Source organism: Niastella soli, assembly GCF_017742245.1.
Lineage (GTDB): Bacteria > Bacteroidota > Bacteroidia > Chitinophagales > Chitinophagaceae > Niastella > Niastella soli.
This window is the reverse complement of sequence record NZ_JAGHKO010000001.1, coordinates 294,795-320,375: the sequence shown is the minus strand read 5'-3', so window position 1 is coordinate 320,375 and position 25,581 is coordinate 294,795. Positions and strand designations below refer to the sequence as shown.

At 44.1% G+C, this 25,581-nt stretch carries 21 protein-coding genes; 16 read left to right on the top strand and 5 right to left on the bottom strand.

Annotated features, from left to right (window positions below):
- Window positions 1–198 precede the first annotated feature (198 nt).
- Window positions 199–813 carry a YhcH/YjgK/YiaL family protein gene (locus J7I42_RS01150; protein WP_209136933.1) on the top strand — a complete coding sequence of 205 codons (615 nt, stop codon included), beginning with the start codon at window positions 199–201 and terminating at the stop codon, window positions 811–813.
- Window positions 814–1,057: 244 nt separating this feature from the next.
- Here the strand turns inward: J7I42_RS01150 and J7I42_RS01145 are convergent, their stop codons facing one another.
- From J7I42_RS01145 to J7I42_RS01125, 5 genes are all read right to left on the bottom strand, one after another.
- Complete coding sequence (locus J7I42_RS01145) at window positions 1,058–2,593, bottom strand: hypothetical protein (protein ID WP_209136932.1); 1,536 nt, start codon at window positions 2,591–2,593, stop codon at window positions 1,058–1,060.
- A 21-nt stretch (window positions 2,594–2,614) separates the two neighbouring features.
- The gene (locus J7I42_RS01140) at window positions 2,615–3,487 is read right to left on the bottom strand and encodes an AraC family transcriptional regulator (protein ID WP_209136931.1); all 873 of its coding nucleotides are present in this window, start codon (window positions 3,485–3,487) and stop codon (window positions 2,615–2,617) included.
- A 288-nt stretch (window positions 3,488–3,775) separates the two neighbouring features.
- The gene (locus tag J7I42_RS01135; RefSeq protein ID WP_209136930.1) at window positions 3,776–4,735 is read right to left on the bottom strand and encodes an alpha/beta hydrolase; all 960 of its coding nucleotides are present in this window, start codon (window positions 4,733–4,735) and stop codon (window positions 3,776–3,778) included.
- A gap of 42 nt (window positions 4,736–4,777) precedes the next feature.
- On the bottom strand, window positions 4,778–5,605 hold the full coding sequence (locus tag J7I42_RS01130) for a rhomboid family protein (RefSeq protein WP_209136929.1): 828 nt from the start codon (window positions 5,603–5,605) through the stop codon (window positions 4,778–4,780).
- A 103-nt stretch (window positions 5,606–5,708) separates the two neighbouring features.
- Window positions 5,709–6,752 (bottom strand): LacI family DNA-binding transcriptional regulator, encoded by a 1,044-nt coding sequence (locus J7I42_RS01125; protein ID WP_209136928.1) that lies wholly within the window; start codon window positions 6,750–6,752, stop codon window positions 5,709–5,711.
- 122 nt (window positions 6,753–6,874) lie between these two features.
- Here J7I42_RS01125 and uxuA point away from each other — a divergent pair, with 122 nt between their 5' ends.
- The 15 genes from uxuA (at window position 6,875) to J7I42_RS01050 (ending at window position 25,579) form a co-directional block, all read left to right on the top strand.
- Window positions 6,875–8,044 carry a mannonate dehydratase gene (uxuA, locus tag J7I42_RS01120; RefSeq protein ID WP_209136927.1) on the top strand — a complete coding sequence of 390 codons (1,170 nt, stop codon included), beginning with the start codon at window positions 6,875–6,877 and terminating at the stop codon, window positions 8,042–8,044.
- Between the two features lie 1,236 nt (window positions 8,045–9,280).
- On the top strand, window positions 9,281–9,775 hold the full coding sequence (gene nusG / locus J7I42_RS01115) for a transcription termination/antitermination protein NusG (protein WP_209136926.1): 495 nt from the start codon (window positions 9,281–9,283) through the stop codon (window positions 9,773–9,775).
- Window positions 9,776–9,814: 39 nt separating this feature from the next.
- Entirely contained in the window at window positions 9,815–11,104 is a 1,290-nt protein-coding gene (locus J7I42_RS01110; protein ID WP_236065374.1) for a nucleotide sugar dehydrogenase, read from the top strand.
- Window positions 11,105–11,113: 9 nt separating this feature from the next.
- Window positions 11,114–12,115: an SDR family oxidoreductase gene (locus J7I42_RS01105; RefSeq protein WP_209136925.1), complete on the top strand. Its 1,002-nt coding sequence runs from the start codon at window positions 11,114–11,116 to the stop codon at window positions 12,113–12,115.
- Window positions 12,116–12,159: 44 nt separating this feature from the next.
- Complete coding sequence (locus J7I42_RS01100) at window positions 12,160–12,984, top strand: polysaccharide biosynthesis/export family protein (protein WP_209136924.1); 825 nt, start codon at window positions 12,160–12,162, stop codon at window positions 12,982–12,984.
- Window positions 12,985–12,995: 11 nt separating this feature from the next.
- Window positions 12,996–15,356 carry a GumC family protein gene (locus J7I42_RS01095; RefSeq protein ID WP_209136923.1) on the top strand — a complete coding sequence of 787 codons (2,361 nt, stop codon included), beginning with the start codon at window positions 12,996–12,998 and terminating at the stop codon, window positions 15,354–15,356.
- A gap of 96 nt (window positions 15,357–15,452) precedes the next feature.
- Window positions 15,453–17,258, top strand: coding sequence for an ABC transporter ATP-binding protein (locus tag J7I42_RS01090; RefSeq protein WP_209136922.1), 1,806 nt, complete (start codon window positions 15,453–15,455; stop codon window positions 17,256–17,258).
- A 214-nt stretch (window positions 17,259–17,472) separates the two neighbouring features.
- Complete coding sequence (locus tag J7I42_RS01085; RefSeq protein WP_209136921.1) at window positions 17,473–18,366, top strand: glycosyltransferase; 894 nt, start codon at window positions 17,473–17,475, stop codon at window positions 18,364–18,366.
- Between the two features lie 35 nt (window positions 18,367–18,401).
- On the top strand, window positions 18,402–19,292 hold the full coding sequence (locus tag J7I42_RS01080; RefSeq protein WP_209136920.1) for a glycosyltransferase: 891 nt from the start codon (window positions 18,402–18,404) through the stop codon (window positions 19,290–19,292).
- 69 nt (window positions 19,293–19,361) lie between these two features.
- Window positions 19,362–20,345 (top strand): glycosyltransferase, encoded by a 984-nt coding sequence (locus tag J7I42_RS01075; RefSeq protein ID WP_209136919.1) that lies wholly within the window; start codon window positions 19,362–19,364, stop codon window positions 20,343–20,345.
- Window positions 20,346–20,353: 8 nt separating this feature from the next.
- A complete protein-coding gene (locus J7I42_RS01070; RefSeq protein WP_209136918.1) occupies window positions 20,354–21,220 on the top strand; it encodes a glycosyltransferase in 867 nt (288 codons plus the stop codon).
- 81 nt (window positions 21,221–21,301) lie between these two features.
- On the top strand, window positions 21,302–22,090 hold the full coding sequence (locus J7I42_RS01065; RefSeq protein WP_209136917.1) for an FkbM family methyltransferase: 789 nt from the start codon (window positions 21,302–21,304) through the stop codon (window positions 22,088–22,090).
- Window positions 22,083–23,282, top strand: a complete 1,200-nt coding sequence (locus J7I42_RS01060) for a glycosyltransferase family 4 protein (protein ID WP_209136916.1) — start codon at window positions 22,083–22,085, stop codon at window positions 23,280–23,282. Before J7I42_RS01065 ends, J7I42_RS01060 begins: the two co-directional genes overlap by 8 nt.
- Window positions 23,279–24,370: a glycosyltransferase family 4 protein gene (locus tag J7I42_RS01055; RefSeq protein WP_209136915.1), complete on the top strand. Its 1,092-nt coding sequence runs from the start codon at window positions 23,279–23,281 to the stop codon at window positions 24,368–24,370. The genes J7I42_RS01060 and J7I42_RS01055 overlap by 4 nt, the downstream gene beginning before the upstream one ends.
- A gap of 45 nt (window positions 24,371–24,415) precedes the next feature.
- On the top strand, window positions 24,416–25,579 hold the full coding sequence (locus J7I42_RS01050; RefSeq protein WP_209136914.1) for a glycosyltransferase: 1,164 nt from the start codon (window positions 24,416–24,418) through the stop codon (window positions 25,577–25,579).
- Window positions 25,580–25,581: the final 2 nt, after the last annotated feature.

The window sequence follows — 25,581 nt, the reverse complement described above, 5'->3', positions numbered from 1 at the left end:
ACAGTCAGTGGGTGTGAGCGGTCCTGATAGGTCAAGTCAGGCTCAGACCTGTCAAATACACCTAATACGTTTTCAAGCTCAAATGATGCATCCGCCACAGGCGGACAAGCTCTTACAGGTCTGCTTATTAAAATGTGCCATCCTGTTCAGCAGGGTGGCACATTTGCTTATATTTACACCTATATAATTTCTCCGCGTATGAAAAAAGGATTCCTTTTGTCTTTCTTATTAGTTGCCTTTTCAGTTGTTTTTGTAAATGCCCAAACAGGAGCAGATACAGTGATTACAAAGAAGAAAGCAGAAAAATGGTTCAAGAAAAAAGAATGGTTGAATGGCGCGCCGCTGAAGCCGCATAAATCAATCAATAAAGAAGAGTTTGCCCGTCAGTACCGCATTAATAAAACATATTGGGACAAAGCATTTGCTTTTTTGAAAGAGCAGAACCTGCAAACAATAGCTAAAGGAAAATATCCCATCGATGGCGACAATGTTTTTGCCTCTGTAACGGAAGACCCCAGCAAGGATTTTGATAAAACCAATTGGGAATCGCATCGCAAGTACATTGATGTACAATGTGTGTTGGTAGGTGAAGAGAAAATGGGTAAATGGCCCGTGGCAGAAGTAACTTCCACCACCCGCCCTTATGACGAAACAAAAGACGTAGCCAATTATACGGCGCCCGGAAAATTCTATGTAATACCTGGCGGCACGTTCATTATCTTTTTTCCCGGTGAGGCGCATAGACCCAATATTACGCCTGGTGGAAATAAGGTTGTGAAAAAGCTGGTGATTAAAGTAAGAGCAGCTAGTTAATAAATTGCTGTTAGAAGTTACAATAAAAAAGGTGGGTTACCCTATTGGAGGATAACCCACCTTTTTTATTGCAAAATTGCCGATTCAATGTCTTTTTGTAAATGCTGGTTTTAAGGAATCCTCCCGCAAAGCGGGAGGTAGGGATGGGGCATCGGGAGGATTTAGCTCTCCATTTCGCTTAACAAAACGACATTGTTTGCCGTTTGCCGTCTGCCGTTTGCCGTTTGCCGTCTGCCCCCATTGCCTATTGCCCATTTCCCATTGCCTTTCTCGCCTTCAGCTGTATCATATAAAGTGACCCCGGTTCCAAACCCTCTTTATTCTGTCCTTCCCATTCTCCATCAGGCCGGCCTTTCAGTCTGCCTTCATATTTGCCGCCTTTCAATCCAATACAATAATTTTTTCCATTAGCCCAGGGGCTTTGTACGGCCGCGCGTTTAACAGTACAGTTCCACAATACTTGCGTAACACCGGCCCAGCCATGACCACTGCCCCAGTTACCACGGTCCTGGATGTTTATTTCACCATCAGTATCAATATTATCATACAGGGTGCCTGAAGCCCAGCGGTGATGCGGACCAATATCGGCATGTGTTTGTTTGGAAGTGCAATTGTAAAAAACGTTCGGACCGCAAACGCGGGCACCGGTAACATAATCATGACGGCCTTCGGTGGTTTGGCAGTTCATGACCAGGTTCTGTTGTCCGTCATTATTAAATGAGTAGCGGCGACCCCCGGTTATTTGTGATTTGGCATCAAGACAGCGACTGTCGGTCACGGTGATCCATTTAGCCAGGTCATCCATATGAACACAGGCATACCCAAAATAACGGGAGGTTACATTGCGCACCCAGCCGTTCTCAATTTTATTAAATTGAATGGCTGTCCAGCCATGGTCTTCAGAGGTGTCTTTATCGTAAGAAGATTCACAGCGCAATTGCTCAATACCCACTTTCGCCAACCGGCCATTGAAACTGTATTTATAAATAAAACCGCCACCATATTGTTTTTCCAGTGACATAACAACGGGGTTGTCGAGGGTAATGGTATTGCCCTGCACTTTTGTAACGATGCGTTCATAACGCAGGTCATATTCTTTTGGTTGCCATTGTTTGGTACCGTCGCGGGCATCGATGGCGTCCATTTTCAGGTCTTTTATCCAGGCTTCAGTGCCCGGGCGGAATAAAATAACTTTATCCCCCGCCTTGAAGCTGGCGGCCGATTCTACCTGGAAGGAGGTGGCGCCGGTAGGAACATAGGCATCGGTGATAGCTACGCGGGTGTTGGGTTGTTCTTCAAAATTTCCGGTACCGGAAATATAGATCAACGACCGTTGGGTGTTTCCGGTGGCAATTAATTTGGTGTCGTTCTCCCCATCGCCTTCACCACGCAGCACGATGCCGCTGGCGCTGATGCGGATGGTGCCCGGGATCTTGTAGGTCCCTTTCTTTAATAAAATGGCGCCGCGGAAACCATTGTTGTCCGGTGTTCTTTTAGAAACTTCGTCGATGGCGTCCTGGATGATAGCCTGGCTATTATCGTCACCTGCTGAAATGGTTTTTACAACAGGTATAGTGGGAATGGCCTGGTCACCCTGGTAATAACCTACGCGACTGAAATCGGGCAGGGTATTTCCTTTTTCGTCGGCATGGTATTGCAATGTTCCATTAGCGGCGAGGGTCACAAATTTTGAGTTCCATTTACCGGCTGGTGGCTGAAAACCTGATGCCAGTACAATAGCGGTCGAAACAACAAGCAGTTGTCGAAGGTGTTTGATCATGCCAATATTATTAGTGATGAACTACTGTTTTTGGATAAATTCTTTCTGGTAACTCAACGGGCTTTTGCCGGTGATGAGTTTAAAATATTTATGAAAGCTGGTGAAGTTGTTGAACCCGCTTTCAAAGCAAAGCTGTTTAATGCTCATTTTGTTTTCGATCAGCAGTTTACAGGCATAGCCCACCCGCACTTCAATAAGGAATTGCGAAAAGGTCTTGCTTGTTTTTGATTTAAAATAGCGACAAAATGAGTTGGGACTTATGTTTGCTACAGAAGCAATTTCATCTAACTGAATGGGGCGTTTGAAATTCTTCAGTGAGAAATCGTAAATGGCGTTTATGCGGTCGTTCTCGTTTTCGGGCATCTCATGTTTAAACCCGATTGAGGATAAGGACTGCAAATTCGGACATTCGGCAATGGCTGTTAATGCCTGAGTAAGCAGCAAAATGCGGTGCGGTCCTTCCGTGTGTAATAATACATCCAGGAATTCGGCCACCACCACGCGGGTTTTACCGGTGATCTGCAAGCCCCGTTTTGCTCTCTCCAGAATGTTTTTGATCTTAATGTTTTCCGGCAGTTGTAAGAATTGTTCTCCCCAGAAGTTTTCGTTGAAGTGACAAACCCTGATATCAGCGGAGGCTGGTTCGTTTTCGTTGAAATAACTGTCATTAAAGCGCCAGTAATGAGGCAAACCTGAACCAACCAATACCACATCGCCGTTTTTGAAATGCCGGATACTGTCACCTACAAACTGGGTCCCTTCCCCTTTTCTGAAATGGATCAATTCAACTTCCTGGTGGTAATGCCAGCGGTTATTGATGTAGGGAACAAGGTCCTGCCGAACGCTGAAGGAGTGGCGGATCTCCTTTGATACTTTTAATAACTGAGGCCTCATAATTAAGCTACTTTTACTTCAAATGGCAAAAAATACTGCAATCAGGGGTAAATTAGCTTAACTTTTAGCCCCGGCGAAAAAACTCTACGCTAACGTTTCCGTAAACATATTCAAGATTTTTATAGGGGTATGCAACCCTTTCCATCAGCATGCAAACACCGGCTGGCGCCTACAGAAAGAGGAGGCTTAGCGAACCTATATCGCTATAAGTTCGCTATAATGTCGCTATAAGATATCCGAAATGGTTGGCTTATTGTATGATCCCTGGGCGGGGTAGGGCGAAACGCATCAATGTTTACTTACAAATGCAGCGATCGCGTTTACCAGTTCCTCACTGATTGGAAGGTCAGGTGTAATGTAGGTGGCCAGGTTTTCTCTTCTATCGCCCTCCACTATTCTAAAGATATGGTTCATGTTCTTAATGAGCAAGAGTTGTGCCTTTGCATTCGATCTGGCGAGCAGATTAGCGTCTTCTTCTTTAACCTGCAGGTCGTTAGTGCCTTGCAGAATTAAGACCGGTATGGTGAGTTTTTTAATTTCTGCCTGTGGGTCGTAATGAAACCAGGATATCATGTACGGCTGCACGCTGGGTCTGAATAAGGAAAACAACATTTTGGGCACACTGGCAACCGTTTTGCCCAGCACCAGACTGTCGATAATGGGGAACGAGGAATCTTTTATAACAGGCGGTTGGGTGGCTAATTGCTCTTTCAATATCTTATCGGCCGAACGTCCGGCGCCTGCAATGGAAACAAATCCATGGGCGGCGTTGTGTGCGGCGATCATGCCAATAAGCGAACCTTCACTATGACCGGCAACAAATACTTTTGAAAAGCGGCCATCTTTTTTCAGCCATTCTACCCAACTGCGGGCGTCGTTGATATAATCTTCAAATCGCAGATCGGCTTCGCTTTTTGCGGCGGTCTTGCTTTCCCCGATCCCTCTTTTATCGAACCGCAGCGAAGCAATGTTATTAGCCGCCAGTCCGTACGCCAGTTTCTGCAGGCTCTCATTCTTCATCATGGGGTTGTCGCCATTGCGGTCTGTTGGGCCTGAACCGGCGATGATCAATGCAACCGGTAACTTGCCGGCTGCGCTTGCCGGAATGGTAAGCGTGCCGCCAATATCGCCGGTGGCGGTATGCAGTACAACATTTGTTTCAATAAAAGTGGTATCGTAAGCTGCCGTTGCAATGAACGGAAGAATTAAAAGCAGGAAAACGAATGGCAGAAGCCCGAATTTCTTCATAACGCGATTTGTCTTGGTGAAGCGATAAATAACCCCGAATGGTTACTTTTTGCTGTATTCCTTCAGCATTTGTTTTTCTTTCTGGCTCAGGCTATTCATTCCCCGTTTGTTTATTTTATCGAGGATGCGGTCAATTTCCTGTTGCTGATTGAATTTACTTTCGTTGTATTTGTGGTCGACAGAGTAATGATTCTTATGCGTGTTGAAAAACAGGTTGTCGATAAGTAAAATATGCGGCCTGGTAACGATCAGGTACATGAATATCAGGGTTGGCACTGTAATAACCAAGATAGTCAACCAGTTCTCAACCAGGGCAGCTGGTTGCAGGGCAATGGCTACCAGCATTCCGACCATAGCGCCGCCCAGGTGCGCATCATGCCCGATATTGTCTCTTTTTGAGCGTACCCCGTAAATGGTAATGGCAATGTATATGAGTCCAAACAGCCAGCCGGGTAAAAACATGATCCTGATGCTGGGTTCCAGGGCAATGGTGGCGAAAATAGCGCCATTTACAGCGCCGGATGCCCCCACAGAGGTATAATCACTTTGGTTTTTATACAGAAGCAAGGAGATCAGGTTACCCCCTAACATACTGGCAAAATAGATCAGTAAAAACCCAACCGGCCCTACCAGGTAGGACAATGTGCCGGTAAAAAATAGCACGCCCAGCATATTGAAAATAAGGTGCATCCAGTTCACGTGCAGAAAGCCCGAGGTGATGAGCCTTTTGTAATCCCGGTACAGTCGGATCTTTTCAACGCTAAATTCATATTTCTCTATAAAGAAATGGCTTTTGAACCCCTGGTACGAAACAGCAGCGGTAACCAAAATAACAATCCAAGTTATAAGTCCAGATATTCCAGGTGTCATATGAATAAGTTCATTATAATAAACATACTAACGATAAACGAAGGTTGCAAATAATTGTTAATTACGGATTATGCGCATTACAAATGGTGCAAAAGGGTATTTGCTAACCGGTAATTGCTGTTGAGTTCCGCTCAATTAATTGCGAAGGCAGGATCATTTTTTTCTCATAGGGCAACAGCATTTTCTTTTCAATCAGCTTGAACAAAATGCTTGCCGCTTCCCGGCCAATATCATAGGCCGGTTGAATGATGGTGGAAAGGGGAGGGTCGAATAATGCGGCGGCCTGCAGGTTCGAAAAACTGATCACCTTGACGTCCTGCGGTATATGCAGATCCATTTCCTTGCATACTTCGTAGGTGTTTACCGCAAACTTTTCAATGGCGGCAAAAATGCCATCAGGGCGGGATGGGCCCTCAAACAATTGCCGTAATATTTCGCGGTTGGAATAGTCTTTCGATGTTAACTCAACGATCTGTGGCGGATTAGTCACCTTAAATTTTTCCAGCGCCTGAAGGTAGCCCACTTTGCGGCGGTTGGTGATAGAAAGGCTTCCCGCCATTCCTAAAAAAGCGATGTTTTTGCAGCCTCTTTTCAATAAATGCTCTGTTGCTTTGAACGCCATTTCTGCATCGTTGGTCATAACATTGGGCACATCGAGCTCATCGCAGGTCCTGTCGAAAAATACGAGGGGAATACCCGCTTTTTGCCAGGCTTCCACATGTTCATAATTGGTAGTGGAATTGGAAAATGAGATCATAACGCCATCTACCCGGCCGTTGCCCAGCAGTTGTAAAATGTCGCGTTCTTTATTGTAATCTTCGTGCGAAAGGTAAATAAGTACGTGGTACCCTTTATTGGGGGTGATCGATTCAATGCCATTAATGACCTGGGAGAAAAAATTATTCTCAATTTCAGGAATAATTACGGCGATCGTTTTGCTTTTATTCTGCCGTAAGCTACTGGCATGGGGATTGGGTTGAAACCCCAGTTTTAAGGCTAGCTCGCGCACCCGTTCTTTGGTTTGCGAACTAATCTCATGACTATCTCGCAATGCGCGGCTAACCGTTGAAACGGCCAGATTCAATTCTTTCGCTAACTTCTTAAGATTCACTTGATCCATATAGGAGCGTCCCTTGCAAAGATTCATAATATCGAGCTATTTTTGCAACATTTTTCGAAATCGTTTGCAAAGAATTTGATAAGGTTGTTGAAGTAAGTAACCCTTACAAATTGTATCCTTGTAAAAAATGTGCTCTAAACAATTACTTTATGTATCAATTTGAACAAACAATGCGCTGGTTCGGCCCTTCCGACCCGGTTAGTCTGGCTGATATTAAACAGGCTGGTTGTACAGGAGTTGTGTCTGCGCTACACCATGTGCCCAATGGCACCGTATGGACCAAAGAAGAGATCATGAAACGCAAGCAAACCGTTGAGGCGGCGGGTTTAACCTGGTCGGTGGTGGAAAGCGTTCCGGTCCATGAAGAGATCAAAACACAAAAAGGGAATTATAAACAATACATTGCCAATTATTGCGAAAGCATCCGCAACCTGGCCGCCTGCGGCATTTATGTGGTTACCTACAATTTTATGCCGGTGCTCGACTGGACACGGACCGATCTGGCCTATACTGTGGAAGATGGCAGTAAAGCCTTAAGGTTTGAAAAAGCAGCCATGGTGGCATTTGACGTATACATGCTGAAAAGACCCGGTGCAGAGAAAGATTATTCAGCCGCCGAGCTGGCCAAAGCAAAAGAACGCCTGGCGGGAATGACCGATGATGAAAAGAACCTGTTACAACGTAATGTAATTGCCGGTTTGCCGGGAAGTGAAGAAAGCTTTAGCCTGCAACAGTTTCAGGCAGCCCTTGATACCTATGACGGTATTGATGCCAAAAGACTGCAGCAGAACCTGATTGAATTTTTACAACAGGTGGCCCCTGTAGCTGATGAAGTAGGCGTAAAACTGGTGGTTCACCCCGATGATCCTCCATATGCTATATTCGGTTTACCCCGGGTGGTAAGCACTGCCCAGCAGGTACAAAAGTTGTTCGAGGCCGTGCCCAATGCCAGCAATGGACTTTGTTTTTGTACCGGTTCATTTGGCGTACGGGCCGATAACGATTTGCCCGCCATGATCTTACAGTTTGGCGACCGGATCAATTTCATTCACCTGCGCAGCACCCAGCGCGATGCAGACGGCAATTTTTACGAAGCCAACCACCTGGAAGGCGATGTAGATATGTACAGTGTAGTGAAAAATCTGGTGCAGGTAATGCAAAAGAGAAAGGTTAACCTCGCTATGCGCCCCGACCATGGCCACCAGATGCTGGATGATCTGAATAAAAAGACAAATCCGGGTTATTCGGCCATAGGACGTTTACGCGGACTCGCAGAATTACGCGGACTGGAATTGGGAATAGCGCGTTCGATGAAATAAGGCAGACGGCAAACGGCAGAAGGCAGACAGAAGACAGAAGGCAGAAGGCAGACGGCTATGCCAAGACCTATAAGAGGCCGAAAGCTAAAGCAAATAATATAAAGCACAAGTGCTCAATGGAGGGCTTGTGCTTTTTTGTTTGATTAAGCCTCAACTTTGTTGGAGGGGTTACTTGGCGTGTATCCCCTGAACGAGTTCGATAATGGGAGTGAGAACGCTGCTGAACAGTTTGATTAATAATTGATTACAATATCAGTGAATCCTTGATAGGCCTATAATTAATTGAAAGACAGCTATTTAATAGACTTCTAACTCATTATTGTTCGGGATTCCTTCGGTGCTTCCCTATGAAAACACTGGGTTTTCCTCGGGAAAAGCAAAACAAAAGCCGAACAACATCCAGGCAAGACCCTGGTCAGATATAGTGCAGATCCTGGTGATATAGCACATATATGTACTCCATTTCCCACCGGCCTGCTACCAAAACTGCATCAGAATGCCACCCACAGTGGCATTTCAGTGGCATTCCAGTGGCATTTCAGTGGCATTCTTAGGCGGGAAATGGCCTGTAGTAGTATATCTGGAGAGAATCTGACTGGAATGTGACCAGGACTCACCTGCACACAGGCATCCGGGTAACTACAATGTAGTAAGGCAGGTGCTGGCGACCGGTAACGAGTACCCCCGACAGATCGGTGCCAGGTAACCAGCTACCGGCGTCAATGATTACACATTGATAACACAGTCGCGGGGTAATGTAATATGTATCTCTTACTAATTGATTGACATAGGACTATTTGCTTATAAGGTCGATTGGGTATTTTAAAAATAACCACATTAGGGTATATAAAAATCAACGGCCGATATTGCATAATATCAAAAAACTTTCTACTTTTGAGCGTCTACATTAACCTCTGATCGTCCAACATCCCATGTAATTACCGGTCGTTACCCGATTTTCCTTTCGAATCACCCCATTGGCCCGATTTCCTTCGAAAGCCTCTGAACCAATCCTTTCGAATAGCCTCTGGTTTTACTATTTACTTGTGTACCGTATTTGTTTTATTGGAACTCAATAACCTATTACGATCTGATATTCTCGTGAACAGCGCAGAAGAGATGGTGATTTGGCTATTGAATTTACTGGATTTGATTTTAATATTTTTTGTTTCTCAGTAGCGAATGTGACTGAGGGAAGCGGGAGCTTTGCGTTGAAATGTGTTATAAACCCGAAAAATGAATACAAACTTACGTTGGTATGCCTTATACACTAAGCCCCGTTGGGAAAAGAAAGTGGCTGATCTGTTGGGCTTGAAACAAATTGAGAACTATTGTCCATTGCAGAAGATTGAGAAGAACTGGAGCGACCGAAAGAAGATTATATTTGAACCCTTATTTAAATCATATGTGTTGGTTCGGTTAGCACCCAAAGCACACATTCCAGTGCTGCAAACAGATGGTGTAATAGGGTTCGTAACTTTTCAGGGAAAACCCGCAGTAATACGCGATGAAGAAATTGAGATAGTGAAGCAGTTTTTGAACGATTACGAATACATACAGGTAGAAAGAATTGATGTGAACATAAATGATGAAGTGACCATTATTAACGGTCCGCTGATGCAACAAACCGGTCAGGTGATGGAAGTGAATAACAGGAGTGTGAAAGTGATGTTGCCTTCTTTAGGTTTTGCCCTGGTAGCGATTGATAAAAACAACCTTTCAAAAGGCTAGTCATAAATTACTTAAATCTCAAATTGAAATATTGAAGAAATGGAGAAGTATCATTTAACGGTAATCGGTTTAGGATATGTTGGTTTACCCCTGGCAGTTGAATTTGCTAAAAAATATCCTGTTGTTGGTTTTGATATCAATAAGAACCGTATAGCCGAATTGCGGTCTGGTAACGATCACACACTGGAGATCAGCAACGATCACCTCACTTCTGTGCTTAAAGAGAAGGCCAACAGTTTAACTGGTTTATGGGTGAGCGATCAACTGGAAGACATTAGGTCAAGCAACATTTTTATTATAACAGTACCTACCCCCGTAGATAAATATAACCGTCCTGATCTTACTCCACTGGTGAAAGCCAGCGAAACAGTAGGAAAGGTGTTGAAGAAAGGTGATATCGTAATATATGAGTCTACTGTATATCCTGGTGTTACCGAAGAAGAGTGCGTACCTATTTTGGAAAAAGTTTCAGGACTTACGTTCAATAAAGATTTTTATGCCGGTTATTCTCCCGAGCGTATTAACCCCGGCGATAAAGAACATACCGTAACGAAAATTAAAAAAATAACCTCCGGTTCTACTCCCGAAGCTGCCCGGATCGTGAATGATGTTTACAGCAGCATTATTGTAGCGGGCACTCACCTGGCGCCTTCAATAAAAGTGGCCGAAGCAGCCAAGGTAATTGAGAATGCACAACGCGATATCAACATCGCCTTTATCAATGAGCTGGCTAAGATATTTAACCTGCTTGACATTGATACCCAGGAAGTGTTGGCAGCCGCTTCAACAAAATGGAACTTTTTACCATTCCGCCCCGGTTTGGTTGGCGGTCACTGTATAGGGGTTGACCCATATTACCTGGCGCAAAAAGCCATGGAAGTAGGATACCATCCCGAAATTATCCTGGCTGGTCGCCGGTTGAATGATGGTATGGGCGCTTATGTTGCCGGTGAAGTAATAAAGCTGATGGTTAAGAAAAGTATCCAGGTTTCAGGAAGCAAAGCCCTGGTATTAGGAATTACTTTTAAAGAGAATTGCCCCGACGTTCGCAATACCAAGGTTATTGACATTATCAGACACCTGCAAAGCTATCACGTAGATGTGGATGTGTACGATCCCTGGGCTAACCCCGAAGAAGTAATGCATGAGTACGGGGTGAAAACTGTTCAGGAATTACCTGCAACACAATCTCAATACAACGCAGTAGTGCTGGCAGTAGCGCATAAGGAATTCGATTACGAGATCATCAAAAAATTATGCAGCGACCATTGCGTGCTGTTTGATGTGAAAGCCCATTTAGGTAAAGATCTAGTTGATGCACGTTTATAACTTTTAATTATGTACAATCAGAAATATCATACTGCCGATATAAGCAATGCAACTTTTCTGGTAACCGGAGGCGCGGGCTTTATTGGTTCAAACATTGTTGAATATTTATTGACTCATGGAGTAGGCAAAGTGCGGGTGCTCGATAATTTCAGTACCGGATCCATGGAAAATATTGAACCCTATTTAGCCCGTCCTGAATTTAGTTTAATAGAAGGCGATATTCGCGATCTGGATACCTGCCATCGTGCAGTGGAAGGTGTTGATTATGTATTGCACCAGGCTGCATTGGGGTCGGTTCCCCGCTCCATTAATGACCCCATTACCAGCAATGAAGTGAATGTAACAGGCTTCTTGAATGTACTGGTGGCGGCAAGAGATGCAGGTGTTAAAAGAATGGTGTATGCAGCCAGCTCAAGTACCTATGGCGATCATCCGGGCTTACCCAAAGTAGAAGATAAAATTGGTAACCCGCTTTCACCATACGCTGTAACAAAATATGTAAATGAACTGTATGCCTCGGTATTCAGCCGTACATACGATTTTCATACCATTGGATTACGTTACTTCAATGTATTTGGTCCCCGCCAAAATCCCAATGGCCCATACGCTGCCGTTATTCCTTTGTTTATACAAAGCGCATTGAACCAGCACGCCCCCTTTATTAACGGTGACGGAGAAACGAGCCGTGATTTTACATACGTTGAGAACGCGGTTCAGGCAAACATAAAAGCCGCCCTGGCGCCTGAGATAAACCAACACGAAGTGGTGAATATTGCAGTGGGCGATAAAACCACCTTGAACGAATTGTGGAAGCACATCAGCGCGTTTACAGGCATTGACCTGAAGCCTAACTACCGCGAAGAACGCAGAGGGGATGTTCGCCATAGCCTGGCCGATGTGAGCAAGGCCAAACAGCTGATCGGTTACCAGCCTAACGTAACCATTCAAAAAGGATTAGAAACTACGGTAGAGTGGTATAAGCAGTCGTCGTACATGAAAGTCACCTCCTAAAGGCTGCCCACCTGCAACCGGGCCATTAATAAAATAACGTACAAATGAATAGAAACCACATTACCCTTACATACTGTGTAGGGGTTATTTTCATGCTTACCACTTCTTGCAGTACCAGCAAGAAGTTGAATTACTTCGATGATCTGCCTAATGCGGAAACATATGAATTGAAAGCAATGCCTGTGCCAGAACGCATTATTGAGCGGGGCGACAGGCTCGATATCAATTTTATTGTCAAAGATCAAGAGAGTGCTGCTTTTTTTAATAAACACAGCATGGCCGGGGCCGCTAATGCTGCGGCTGCTGCGGTTGGTGTTGGTGGTGGTGTGGGTACCGGTGGTGGAACGGGTGGCGCTGATTATGTGGTTAATGAAGAAGGTGAAGTGGAAATTCCGGTTGTTGGCAGATTAAAACTGGCAGGATTAACTGCCAGCCAGGCAAAACAAAAATTATATGGTGCTGTAAGCCCCTACCTGAAAGAACCTTTGATAGAAGTAAGTTTTACTACTTTTAAAGTAACTGTGTTGGGTGAGGTAAAGACCCCTGGTTCTTTTGTAATACCAGCGCAACAGGCAACGCTGTTCACCGCCCTGGCGGCTGCCGGCGATCTGCCGCACACTGCCAAACGCTATGACATTCGTTTGTACCGGGACTACAACGGTAAAAGGACCATTAGAAAATTCGATCTGAGAAAGGCAAGTGTGTTAGACGATCCGGATATTTTTCTGATGCGGCCGAACGACGTGATCTATGTGCAGGCACGTTCAAATTCTATCTTCAAAGAAGAATCCGGATTGATGGCCTCCATGTTCACTGTAGTGATCTCGATAGTAACCCTCGGCTTTACCATTCACAACACAACCAAATAAAACTTACCGCTATGGAGCAGAAGTATCATGACGAGCCAGAAGAGAGTAAAGGTGGTTTTGATGCAAAACGACTTTTCGGAAAACTGGCAAAAGGCTATTACTGGCTTATTTTATCTGCCGGCGTTTGTTTAGCTGCTGCCTTTGTGTATATACGATATACCACTCCGTTATACCAGGTATCAACTTTTATTGAAGTACAATCGCCCAGTGAAGTAAAATCAAATATATTGGGTGGATCGGCTTTTGGCTCTGGCCAGGCTGCTGCCGCCCAGGCGGCCCCCGATTTAAATAGTGAAATATTTAAACTGGAAGCGGCTGCCCTTATCGAGCAAATAGTTGACTCATTGCACCTCGATATTGAAGTAATGCAAAAGGGCAGGGTGCTTGATAAACAACTTCACCTCGACTCATTGCCCTTTACCGTTAAACTAAAACGGTGGGATATTGACGAAAAAACACCCGTATACAAATTACTGGTGAGTGAAGACAGCTACAAACTACAATTGGAGAAAGAGGTAGTGAAAGGGTATTACAATGTACCCCTGGTATTTAAACACGATACCATCACTATTGAGCCCAAACCCTTTATTAACATTAGCAAGGGCGTTTACCTGCTTCGTTTTTCCGGCAGGGAAGGGGCTGTAGGAAAATATGCTTCCCGGGTTTCAGCCAGCGCTGTGCCCAAGGGTGGTATGGCCATGCTGCAGATAACCGTTAAAGATGAAATTCCTGAAAGGGCCAAACAAATAGTAGAAGTATTGCTACATAATTATGATGAAGCCAACTTCGAATTCAAAAGTAAAGCCCTGCGTACAGAAATTGAATTCCTCGAAAACCGGTTGAACACCGTATCGTCGGAACTGGCGCAACAGGCTAATAAAGTAAAAGATTTCAAGGCTACCAATAAGGTCAACGATGTGCCTACATCGGCCAATCAGTTACTGGGTAACCTGGTGACACTCGATAGCCGAAAAGGGGAGAACCAGTTAAGGGAAAATCTGTTGACCCAGGTGGAAAACAGTATACTGGCAAGTGGTCAGGAACAGATCATTCCCAACGTTGCTGCATTGGCAGATCCCAGTTTGGCCGCTTTTGTTGACGGATATAATAAACTGGTGGTAAGAAAAAAGGAGATCCTTGACCGGGGTACGCCACAGGATATTCGTTTGCCTGAGATCAACTCGGCCCTGGCCAGTGCAAAGAACAGTATTTTAACCAGTCTCAGTAGTATCCGCCAGCAAATAAGGACCAGTAATGCCTTTATTGCTTCGCAGGAACAAAACGCAACAGGCCGTTTTCAGGGCATGACAGAAAAGGAAAAAGACCTGAATCAAACCAACCGGGTATTAGGCGTAAAAGATCAGTTGTACACTTTCCTGCAACAGAAGATAGAAGACAAGAAAATGGAATATGCCTCTGCTGGTATTGCTGGTACACGCGTTGTGGACTGGAACGTAAGCAGAAGCGTGAACCCCAAACCATATATGGTGTATGCCATGGGATTGATACTGGGGCTTTTGCTGCCGGTGCTGATCATAGTGGTTCAGTTTATGTTGAATAACAAGATCGAGACCCGCGAAGATGTGCACAGTATTACATCGCTGCCTATTGCGGGTGAGATCATCCTCGATAACAGCAAGGCCGACCTGGTAATTGCAGAAGAAACCGTGTCGCCCATTGCCGAACAGTTCAGGACCCTGCGTACGAATATCTCTTACATGGGTTATGGCCCTGAGCAAAAAGTATTGATGGTCACTTCCAGTGTGAGCGGTGAAGGAAAAAGCTTTGTAAGTCTGAACCTGGCAAGCTCACTGGCCATCAGCAGTAAGAAAGTGGCGTTGCTAGAGTTTGACCTTCGCAACCCAAGTTTGTCTGAGCGTTTAGGTTTTAAAAAGACGATCGGGATCACTAATTATTTGAGGGGAGAAGTTCAGATAGATGATATATTACAATCTGTGCCTGAACTGGAAAATCTAACCTTCCTGAGCGCAGGAACACCTTTGCCCCTGAATCCAGGTGAGATCATTCTGAACCCGCGCATGAAATCGTTATTCGATTACCTGAAGGCGCATTATGATTATGTTGTAATGGATACGCCACCGGTGGAAGCCGTGTCTGATGCCTTGTCATTGGGTAAACTGGCCGATCTGTCCTTCTTCGTATTGCGTCATAAGTATACCGTGCGCCCATCGTTGAAATTGATCAATGAATTACACCAGGATCAAAAATTGCCACACATTTCTCTGATCATCAACGGCATTAAACCTGGTTACGGGTTCCAGCATGTATATGGTTATGGTTATGAGTACGGACAAATGGGGAAAACGAAAAAGAAGAAAAAAGGTTCTGATAGAAAATTGAAGATAGCTTAATAGGCTTAACGCAGAACGCTTAACGCTCAACGCAAAATACAAGACATTTTAGCGTTCGGTGTTAAGCGTTCAATGTTTGGCGTAAAAAAATGAACGATGAAATTCTCTCTCAAAAATAATTTCTATACTTATTTTAAATACTACTACAGCATCATTGGCCACAAGCTGTTGTTCTTTCTGGGGCTGAGCATTTTGATCAGTTTCCTGGATGGTATGGGGCTGGCTATGTTCATTCCCCTGTTAAAAGCAGTGGGTGATGGGCAAACTGCTCAGGCCGCCGCCGATCATTCAGAGTCGATGGGCCAGCTTCAGCACATCATCAATCTCATTCGCAAAATGGGATTTGAATTGACCGTAACTACGGTGCTGATGTCGCTGGTTACTTTGTTTGTATTCAAGGGTATTATGAAATACTTCCAGATGAAGTTCTATGCCCGGTTACGCGAATTGTTTATTAAGAAAGTTCGTTATCGCCTGGTAAATAACCTGGAAGGCTTATCATACAGCGCCTTTCTGAAAATAGACTCAGGAAAGATCCAGAACACGCTTACGACCGAAGTACAGCGGTTGTTTCAGTCGTTCAGCTTTTATTTTACCGCGGCGCAGGCATCGGTGATGTTGCTCACCTATATGTTCCTGGCATTCCTGGCCAACTACCAGTTTGCTGTATTGGTTTGCTTTGGTGCAGTAGTGTCGAACCTGATCTATAATAATATTTATAAAACAACCAAGCGTGCCTCTAATGAGTTGTCGAAGAAAGGAAGCGATTTCAACAGCTTCCTTATTCAAACCACGCATTACTTCAAATACCTGAAGTCCACCAACACCTTTAACCAGTATTCCAAAAAGTTAAAGAATGTTATTAATCAGGCCGAAGGGTTGAACAAGAAGATCGGGCACATGACGGCCATTGCTACCAGTATTAAAGAGCCCATCATTGTAATAATAGTTACTGTTGTAATATTTGCGCAGCTGAACTGGATGGGCGCCAGCCTGGGTAGTATCATCCTGAGTTTATTGCTTTTTTACAGAGCGCTCAGCTTTTTGGTAATGACGCAGAACTACTGGCAGGGCTTTATTGAGAACAGCGGTGGTATTAATGCCGTAACTTCTTTAACCAAAGAAATGGCTGCCCTTCAGGAAGTACACGGTCCGGTTTCATTCAAATCCATTCAGGATAGAATTGAATTGAAAGACGTTTCTCTTTCCTATGATTCCCTGAAGGTGTTGGATGGCATTAATATGGACGTGGAGAAAAAATCAACGATTGCATTGGTGGGTGAAAGTGGCGCAGGTAAAACAACCCTGGCCAATATGATTGCCGGGTTAATACGGCCCGATAGCGGCGAGCTGTATATTGATGCCCTGCCCATGTCGCAATACAACCTGAACACATATCGTGATAAAGTGGGTTATATTTCCCAGGAACCAGTTGTATTCAACGATACTATCTTTAATAATATCACTTTCTGGGCCGAGCCAACGCCTGAAAATCAACAACGCTTTAATGATGTGTTGCGTATGGCTTCGCTGGGTACTTTTGTAGATTCATTGCCTGAAAAAGAGCAAACCCGTCTCGGTGATAATGGTATTCTGATCTCGGGTGGCCAGCGCCAGCGGATCTCAATTGCCCGCGAGTTATACAAAGACACCGAAGTGCTGATCTTTGATGAAGCTACTTCGGCGCTTGACTCAGAAACAGAAAAGATCATTCAGGAAAATATTGAACAATTACGTGGTACCTACACCATCGTATTGATAGCCCACCGGTTATCAACCATAAAAGAAGCAGATACCATTTACTTACTTGAAAAAGGGAAAGTGACCGCATCCGGGTCATTTGAAGAAATGGTAAACAAATCATCCCGCTTTCAAAAAATGGTTTCCTTACAGGGAATGTAAGGAGAGCGCTTACAGTTAAACTTCCACCATCCTTGTTACGCATGTGATTGGCTATCCATGCGATATTGATGCCGTATAGTAAATAGCAGACAGGTACTACCTGAGGTTATTTACCATGCATTGCATTGCTTTGGCAAAAATGTAAATACATTCTTCGCTTGAATATAACGCCAGCAAAAAAGGCTTTATAAATCTACGCACCTAAAGAACAATCATGAATACTAAAAGATTCGCTGCATTTGTAGTTACGTTTAACCGTGCAGAAATTTTAATGGATACGATTCATAAGATCATGACCCAAACGTTACCCCCAGAAAAATTACTGGTGGTAGATAATGGAACAACTGATGAGACCAGGCTGAAACTGGAGGAATTATATCCAGAAGTTGCTTACGTTAAAATGGGTTACAATGCAGGGCCTGCCGGTGGAGATAAAGTAGGCCTGGAGATCCTGGCTGAAGAAGGTTATCAATGGATCTTCTGGGGTGATGACAATGATCCGCCACCGACGCCAGATACATTTGAAAAACTGGTTAACCTGGGTGAGTCATACGGTGAGCGATGTGGACAGGTGGGGATGGTGGGCAGCCGGTTCAATAAGTTTACCGGTCTGTTACAACGCGCTACAAATGAAGAGTTGAAAAAGCATTCATTTATAGAGGTTGATACCATAGGTGGCGGACAGTGCAAGATCGTGAATGCAAAAAGCATCCGGGATGGGATTATTACAGAACCAAAACTTTTCTTCGGTTTTGAAGATCTTGATTTTGACCTGTCGCAGAAAGCAGCCGGATACAAAATACTCGTGCACAGCGACCTGTTTTTAGGTTGCCGCCAAAGGTGGAACCGGATGAGTGTGGAAAGCACGGTTGCCCGTAAAAAAGATGAAAAGGTATTGTGGCGGGATTATTACAGTATTCGCAATGCTTTGTTCATAATGAAAAAGCACCGCCATTACCTGGCATTTATCTCCATTTTGCTGGTGTCGTTTGGAAAAAGCCTGTTAAGCTTTAAACATGGCTTACGCTATGGAAGCCTGGTTACCAAAAACACCTGCAAAGCAGTTCGTGATTATGTTCTTAGCAGATTTTATAAGCAGGCCATTTAAGATTGAACGACCAAAACCCATTAAAGAACGTCCATATGAGTAATAAAACGTTTGCTGCCTTTATAGTTACTTATAACCGTCCTGATATTTTAATGGACACCATTCAAAAAATTCTCGATCAAACGAGGCCACCCGAAAAATTGCTCATCGTTGATAATAACGACAACGATGATACCAAAAATAAACTGGCGCAGTTATATCCGGATGTAGCGCATGTGAAGGTGGGCCATAATTCAGGGTTTGCCGGTGGTGGTAAAATAGGGTTGCAAACGTTGGCGAATGAGGGATATAAATGGGTGTTGTGGGCCGATGATAATGATCCGCCCTATACAAAAGATACGCTGGAAAAGCTGTTGCAGCTGGGCGAATCATACCCGGGAAATTGTGGTCAGGTTGGAGTGGTAGGTCATAAAATAAACAGACGTACCGGGTTGGTAATAAGGACCACCAATGACGAGCTGGAAAAAGGCGAGTACCTGGAAGTAGACACCATTGGTGGCGGGATGATAAAAGTGATCAAAGGCGAAAGCGTATTAAATGGCGTTGTGCCTGATCCCAAATTGTGGTTTGGCTTTGAAGACCTCGATCATGATCTGTCGCAACAAAGAGCCGGTTATAAAATACTCGTGCATTCCGGTCTGTTCCTGGACCTGCGGAAAAAATGGAACCGGTTAAATATAAAAAAGACCACCACCGTACGGAAAAAAGATGAGAGTGTGTTATGGCGGGATTATTACAGCATCCGGAACTCATTGCGTGTGATGGTTAAAAACGGTTATTACCTGGCGTTCGTTTCCATTCTGTTTGTTTCAATTGCCAAAACCCTGGTAAGTTATAAATACGGCTTTCGTTATGGAAGACTGGTCACCAAAACCACCTTTAAAGCTGTTCGCGATTACGGATTAAGCAGATGGTATAAACGATGATACGCAATCAATACCACCATTAGACCACCGACCGACCAACAATTTTAAACCCTAAAATCTTCCCGAATTATGTATTCGAAAGTATGTGCGATACTGGTGACGTATAACAGGCTCGACACCCTTAAAACGGCCATGGAACATGTACTGGCCCAAACTTTACTACCTGCTACCATCGTTGTTGTTGATAACAATAGCACCGATGGTACCATTGAATACCTGCAATCAGTGCATGGTGAAAACAACATTCACAGCATTTTTATGGAAAATAACACCGGTTCGGCTGGTGCAATTGCCGCAGGCATGGAATTCGGCTTATCGAATATTGAGGATCAATATGATTATTTCTGGGTGTTGGACGATGATACCTTTTATGCACCCAACGCTTTGCAGGATCTGGTTGAGAATATTGAGAACAGCGAATTCTCCATGATCGGTTTGCATGGCGCACACATCCGGATGGGAAGAAAAATACAGGTGAAGGATGATGTAAGATTACAGGAAGTAGATTACGCCATGATCGATGGGGCACTTATAAAAGCAGAAGTGGTGCAGCATGTGGGAACTATATGTGAAGAATTTTTTATGATGTGTGACGATCATGAGTATTCAGTGCGCATGCAACGAAAGGGCTATAAAATTGGGGTGCTGAAGAATGGAGCCGATAACAGGTTATACCTGGGTGGTGGCGGCCAGTTTACCCGCGCTACCTTGTGGCGTGGATATTATTCAGCCCGCAACCATATTTTTATCATAAAGAAACATTTCTCTTTCGTAAATTTATTTGGTTATTGTCTGCTGCAAACAAAATTGCTAATTACGGCTGCCTTCCTGGCACCAGACCGGTTCAAACGTGTTCGATTAAGATTGACCGGCATTTTACATGGTATTTTAGGTATAGGAGGCAGAACACTGGATCCCGGCACACTTAAGTTTACATCCCAGAAAGCCATGAAGTATGTAAAGTCGAAGAAACTGGTTATTCATTTACCAGTGATCACTACGCATGTGCTTGATGTTTTTGATTACCTGGAACTTAGTTTTAATGTAATATAACGGATACTATGAATATAAAGGTTTGTGCAATTGTAGTAACTTATAACCGGCTCGAAACGCTGAAAACGGCCATCGCACATATACTGGGTCAAACAGTTCCACCTTCCGAAATTGTTATCGTTGATAACAATAGTACAGATGGAACAAAGGAGTACCTGCAAACACTGCAAGGTAAAAATAGTATTCATTGCATTTATATGGAGAGTAATACCGGTTCAGCCGGCGCCATAGCAAAGGCCATGACGTATGGGCTAACCCGTAATACATATGATTATTTCTGGATATTGGACGATGATACCTTCTATGCGGCCAATGCCCTGAAAGACCTGATTGAGAATATAGAACAAACTGATTTTGTAATGCTGGGTTTGCACGGGGCCAACTTTAAGATGGGGGCCAAAGTGCATGCTGACCCGAACGTGCGGCTACAGGAAATTGACTATGCCATGATCGATGGGGCCATTATAAAGGCGGATGTAGTTCGCCAACTGGGGCCCTTGTGCGAAGAGTTCTTCATGATGTGCGACGACCAGGAATATTCAATCCGCATCAGAAGAGCTGGCTATAAGATCGGTGTATTGAAGAATGGGGCCGATGACCGCCAATTACTGGGCGGCGGCGGACAATTTACCAAGGCCACCTTATGGCGCAATTATTATTCAGCCCGTAATCACACATTTATCATTAAAAAACATTTCTCATTTATTGAGTTCATTGCCTATTGCTATCATCAGGTAAAACTATTGCTGACCGCAGCTATACTGGCGCCAGATCGATTCAGAAGAGTGAAATTCCGTTTACTCGGAATTTGGCATGGCATCAGAGGCGTTGGTGGCAGAACGTTGGATCCCGGCACATTGAAATTTTTGAAGTAAAACTGTTAAAACCTTACAACCCTTTAATAGAACCCAGGAACCGGCTACCTAATCACGGATCGAACAAAAAAGAGAAAATTTATGACTTCACAGTTTAAAAAAAAGGTAGTTACGACACTGCGTTATGTTTACAAAGTTGGTATCATTAAATCCTTATTGATTGGTTTGGCAATGAGCGCCTCCGGCGAAGAGTACGAAGTAAAATGGAAGGGGCGGCATTACCACATCAGAAAGCATTCCAGCGATTTTAAGGTTTTTCGGGCTATTGCCGTATTTGGGCAGTACAACGTTCCCATTATTACAGGCAGCAACAACGTAAAGACAATTATTGACCTGGGGTCGAATATTGGATTTTCTGTGATGCACTTTAAATCAAAATTCCCTGATGCGCAGGTTATTGCGGTAGAACCGGAAAAACACAATTTCGAACAGCTGGTAAAGAACGTAAAAGGATACTCAAAAGTGGTTTGCCTTCAAAATGCCATCTGGTACTCCGAAAAAAAGCTGGGGATATTCGATAGTGGATTGGGTGAATATGGTTTCAGGGTAGTAGATGGAAACCAGAAACAGGTAGGAAGCGTGGATGCCATTACCATGGATGATATTATCAGCAAGTACGGTCTGCAAACGATCGATATTCTCAAAATAGATATAGAAGGGGCCGAAAAGGAGTTGTTTACTTATAATTATGAAAACTGGTTACCCAAAGTGCGGTGCATCGTTATTGAGTTACACGATACCTTTCACCCCGGATGCGCTACCGCCTTCTTTAAAGCCATTTCAACCAGACAGTTTGATATTTTTTGCAAAGGGGAAGATATAATAATAACATTTACCGATACCAAACAAGATGCAGTACAATATGCATAGTGACGCTATTCCCGGAACTGAATTAAAGAACGTGACTATTGCTGTAAACAATGGTTCCCCAACTGGTATGCCCAAAAAAGTATTATTTGTTATTGATACATTACAAACCGGCGGGGCTGAACAGAGTCTTTTTGCCAATGCCATCCGGTTTAGATCTATGCAGCCGGTGGTTTGTCACCTGTATGCCGGCGATCTGTTAAAACAACAATTTGCAGCGCATACTATTCCGGTATATTCAGTGGGGTTGAAAAAGAAATACGGGTTTGCCGAGGCGTACAAACAGCTAAAAGCGATCGTTCAAAAAGAACAACCCGATATTATTGTGGCCTACCTGACCCGGTCTGAACTGATTGCCCGGCTGGTTGCCCGTTTCAGTCACATTCCGGTTATAGGCACCTTCGTAAGCGAATTATATTCCGACACCTACAATACCGCACTTTCAGTAAAGGCAAAAATGGCGGTGTCGTTTTTTAAATGGGCCAATAAAACAACGGCCCGGTTTTGTAAAGGATTTGTTGCCAACTCAGAAGAAGTAAAAATGTCCAATGCAAAAGCACTGGGTATTGCGCTTAATAAAATTGAGGTCATAAACAGAGGCCGGGATAGTAACTTATTCCGGTTTCATGTTCCGCAAGCCCAACCTGGTAAACCCCTGCGGTTTTTAAATGTAGGGAGGTTGGTCCCGATAAAGGGGCAGCGCGACCTCATATTGGCTTTCCAGAAATTTTTACTGACCTGTCCGGATGCTGTTTTACATATAGCCGGTGAAGGCCCCGCCCGGGAACCGTTAACCAAACTTATTAATGACCTGGGAGTACAGAACAACGTGGTATTGTTAGGAAGCCAGGATATACCACAGCTCATTAATAAATATGACTGTTTTGTTTTTCCATCGCACAGTGAAGGGTTTAGTGGCGCCATTGTAGAAGCTATGTTTGCCGGTTTACCGGTGCTGGCCAGCGATATTGCAGTAAACAAAGAAGTGATCACCCATATGAATACAGGTTACTTGTTTGAAAGAGGATCGGAGAAAAGCATACAACAGGCTTTGTTATGGTATAAGGATAATATAGCGGTGGCCAATGAACTTGCTGTAAAAGCAAATGAGCATGCCCGGCAAAATTTTGAATTGGATACAATTGCCGGAAAGCTGGAAAATTATTTACTCAACATGATCATTGTAAAAAATTGACAATACTTCAACTGGTTCAAAAACCCCAATTACGCGGGGCAGAAATGTTTGCTTCACAGCTGAGTACCCACATTAACGAAAAAGGACATAAAGCGATTCTGGTGTTTGTCTTTCCGGGTAAGGCGCCGCTGCCATTTGCAGGAGAAACAAGACACCTGAATGGTTCCTCCAAAAAACGTATGTGGGATATTAAAGCCTGGCGCAATCTGGCGCAGCTCATCAAAGAAGAAAAGCCAGACATCATTCAGGCCAATGCGGGTGATACATTGAAATATGCAGTGTTGTCGAAGTTGTTTTTCAAATGGAAGCAACCCATTGTTTTTAGAAACGCCAGCACCATTAGCCTGTATATAAAAACAACACCGGCTAAAAAACTGAATGGCTTTTTCTTTAAATATGCCAGTCGCATTGTTTCAGTGAGCAGGACCTCCGCCACGGATTTTGCAAAACTGTTCCCTCAATTCAAAGAGCGGATTGTAACAGTGCCAATAGGAATTGAAGAAGTTGTACTAAATGATCCCGGAAAAGAGAATGAATTGCAGGGAGTGTCTAAACCGGTATTGGTACATGTAGGCGGGTTTACCTACGAAAAGAACCATACCCGGCTCATCGAGATCTTTGAAGGTATTCTTAAAAAGAAACCCGGCGCCAGTTTGCATTTTGTTGGCAGCGGACCATTGCAGGGACAAATAGAGGAGCTGGTAAAACAAAGAGGACTTGAACAGCAGGTGCGATTTTACGGGTTCCGAAATGATGCGATGCAATTTATTAAGAACGCCGATGCATTGCTGCTACCAAGTATTATTGAAGGATTGCCCGGCGTAATACTGGAAGCATTTTATTGTAATACCCCAGTGGTGGCTTATAATGTGGGCGGGATTGGTGAAGTGGTCATCAATAATAAAACCGGTTACCTGGTACCAAAAGGCCATGAAGATACTTTTGTTGAGAATGTACTGAAAGCAATTGATAAAACCCCGGAAAATCAACAAATGGTACAAAACGCCCGGGAGCTGGTTAATAATGATTACCTGAATACCCGCATTGCCACAAAATTTTTAGAAGTATATCAGTCTATAAAGAAATGAGACCCGAGCGCTTGTGCTTATTTAACCGCTGTAACAACTAAACACATGGATACTTTGGACAAAACATATATCCGTCATTCCTACCAGGGGAAACAACCTATCCCGGTATTGCATATTATCAAATCATTGGGCCGTGGGGGGGCAGAGATGTTATTGCCTGAGACATTGCGCCAGCACGATAAACAGCAGTTTGATTTTCATTATATCTACTTTTTACCCTGGAAAAACCAGATGGTATCGGCTATTGAAGAAGAGGGAGGTAAAGTAGTTTGTATCCCTGCGGGGAACAATGCCAGCATTTTGCTGGCTGTACGCAAAATTGCCGCATACGTACGCAAGCATGAAATTCAACTCATTCATTGCCATCTTCCCTGGGCTGGAATGGCTGCCCGTATAGTAGGAAAAATGACCGGTGTGCCGGTAGTTTATACCGAACATAATAAATGGGAGCGCTATCACAAATTGACTTACCTGTTAAACAAATTCACCTTTAGTAGTCAGCAGCGCGTAATAGCCGTATCAGCAGAAGTGGCTAATTCCATTAAAACAAATTATGGAAAGGCAAAACCGCTGGTACAGGTAGTGGCAAATGGAACAGATACTGTAAAGTATTCCCGTACGCAGAACATTGGCAATGATATTCGAAAGGAACTAAATATTCCGGCAACCGCCACCGTGATAGGAATTACGTGTGTGTTCAGGGTGCAAAAGCGGTTAGGCACCTGGCTGGAGATAGCCCAGGCGCTTCATGCAAAACATCCGGATACCTACTTTATTATTGTAGGTGATGGTCCGCTGCGCGAAGAGATCCATAATAAAGCCAAAGCGCTTGGTACCGATAAGTATGTGTTTTTTGCAGGACTGCAAACTGAAACCCGTCCATACTTCACCGCCATGGATATCTTTATGATGAGTTCAGAGTTTGAAGGACTTCCAATTGCGCTGCTCGAAGCGATGAGCATGAACTGTTTGCCCGCCTGTACAGCTGCAGGGGGAATACCCGAAGTAATAAAAGACGGAGAGAATGGGTTATTGGTCCCGGTTCAGGAACCCATGCAGCTGGTAGCGCGTTTGTCTGCATTGATACAACAGCCTAATGAAATAGCAAGAATGAAACAGACCGCCCGCGAAACGGTTCTCCATTCTTTCAGCATGAAAAAAATGGTGGGCGAGCTGGAAACCATATACAATGATTTGATCACCAAATAAAA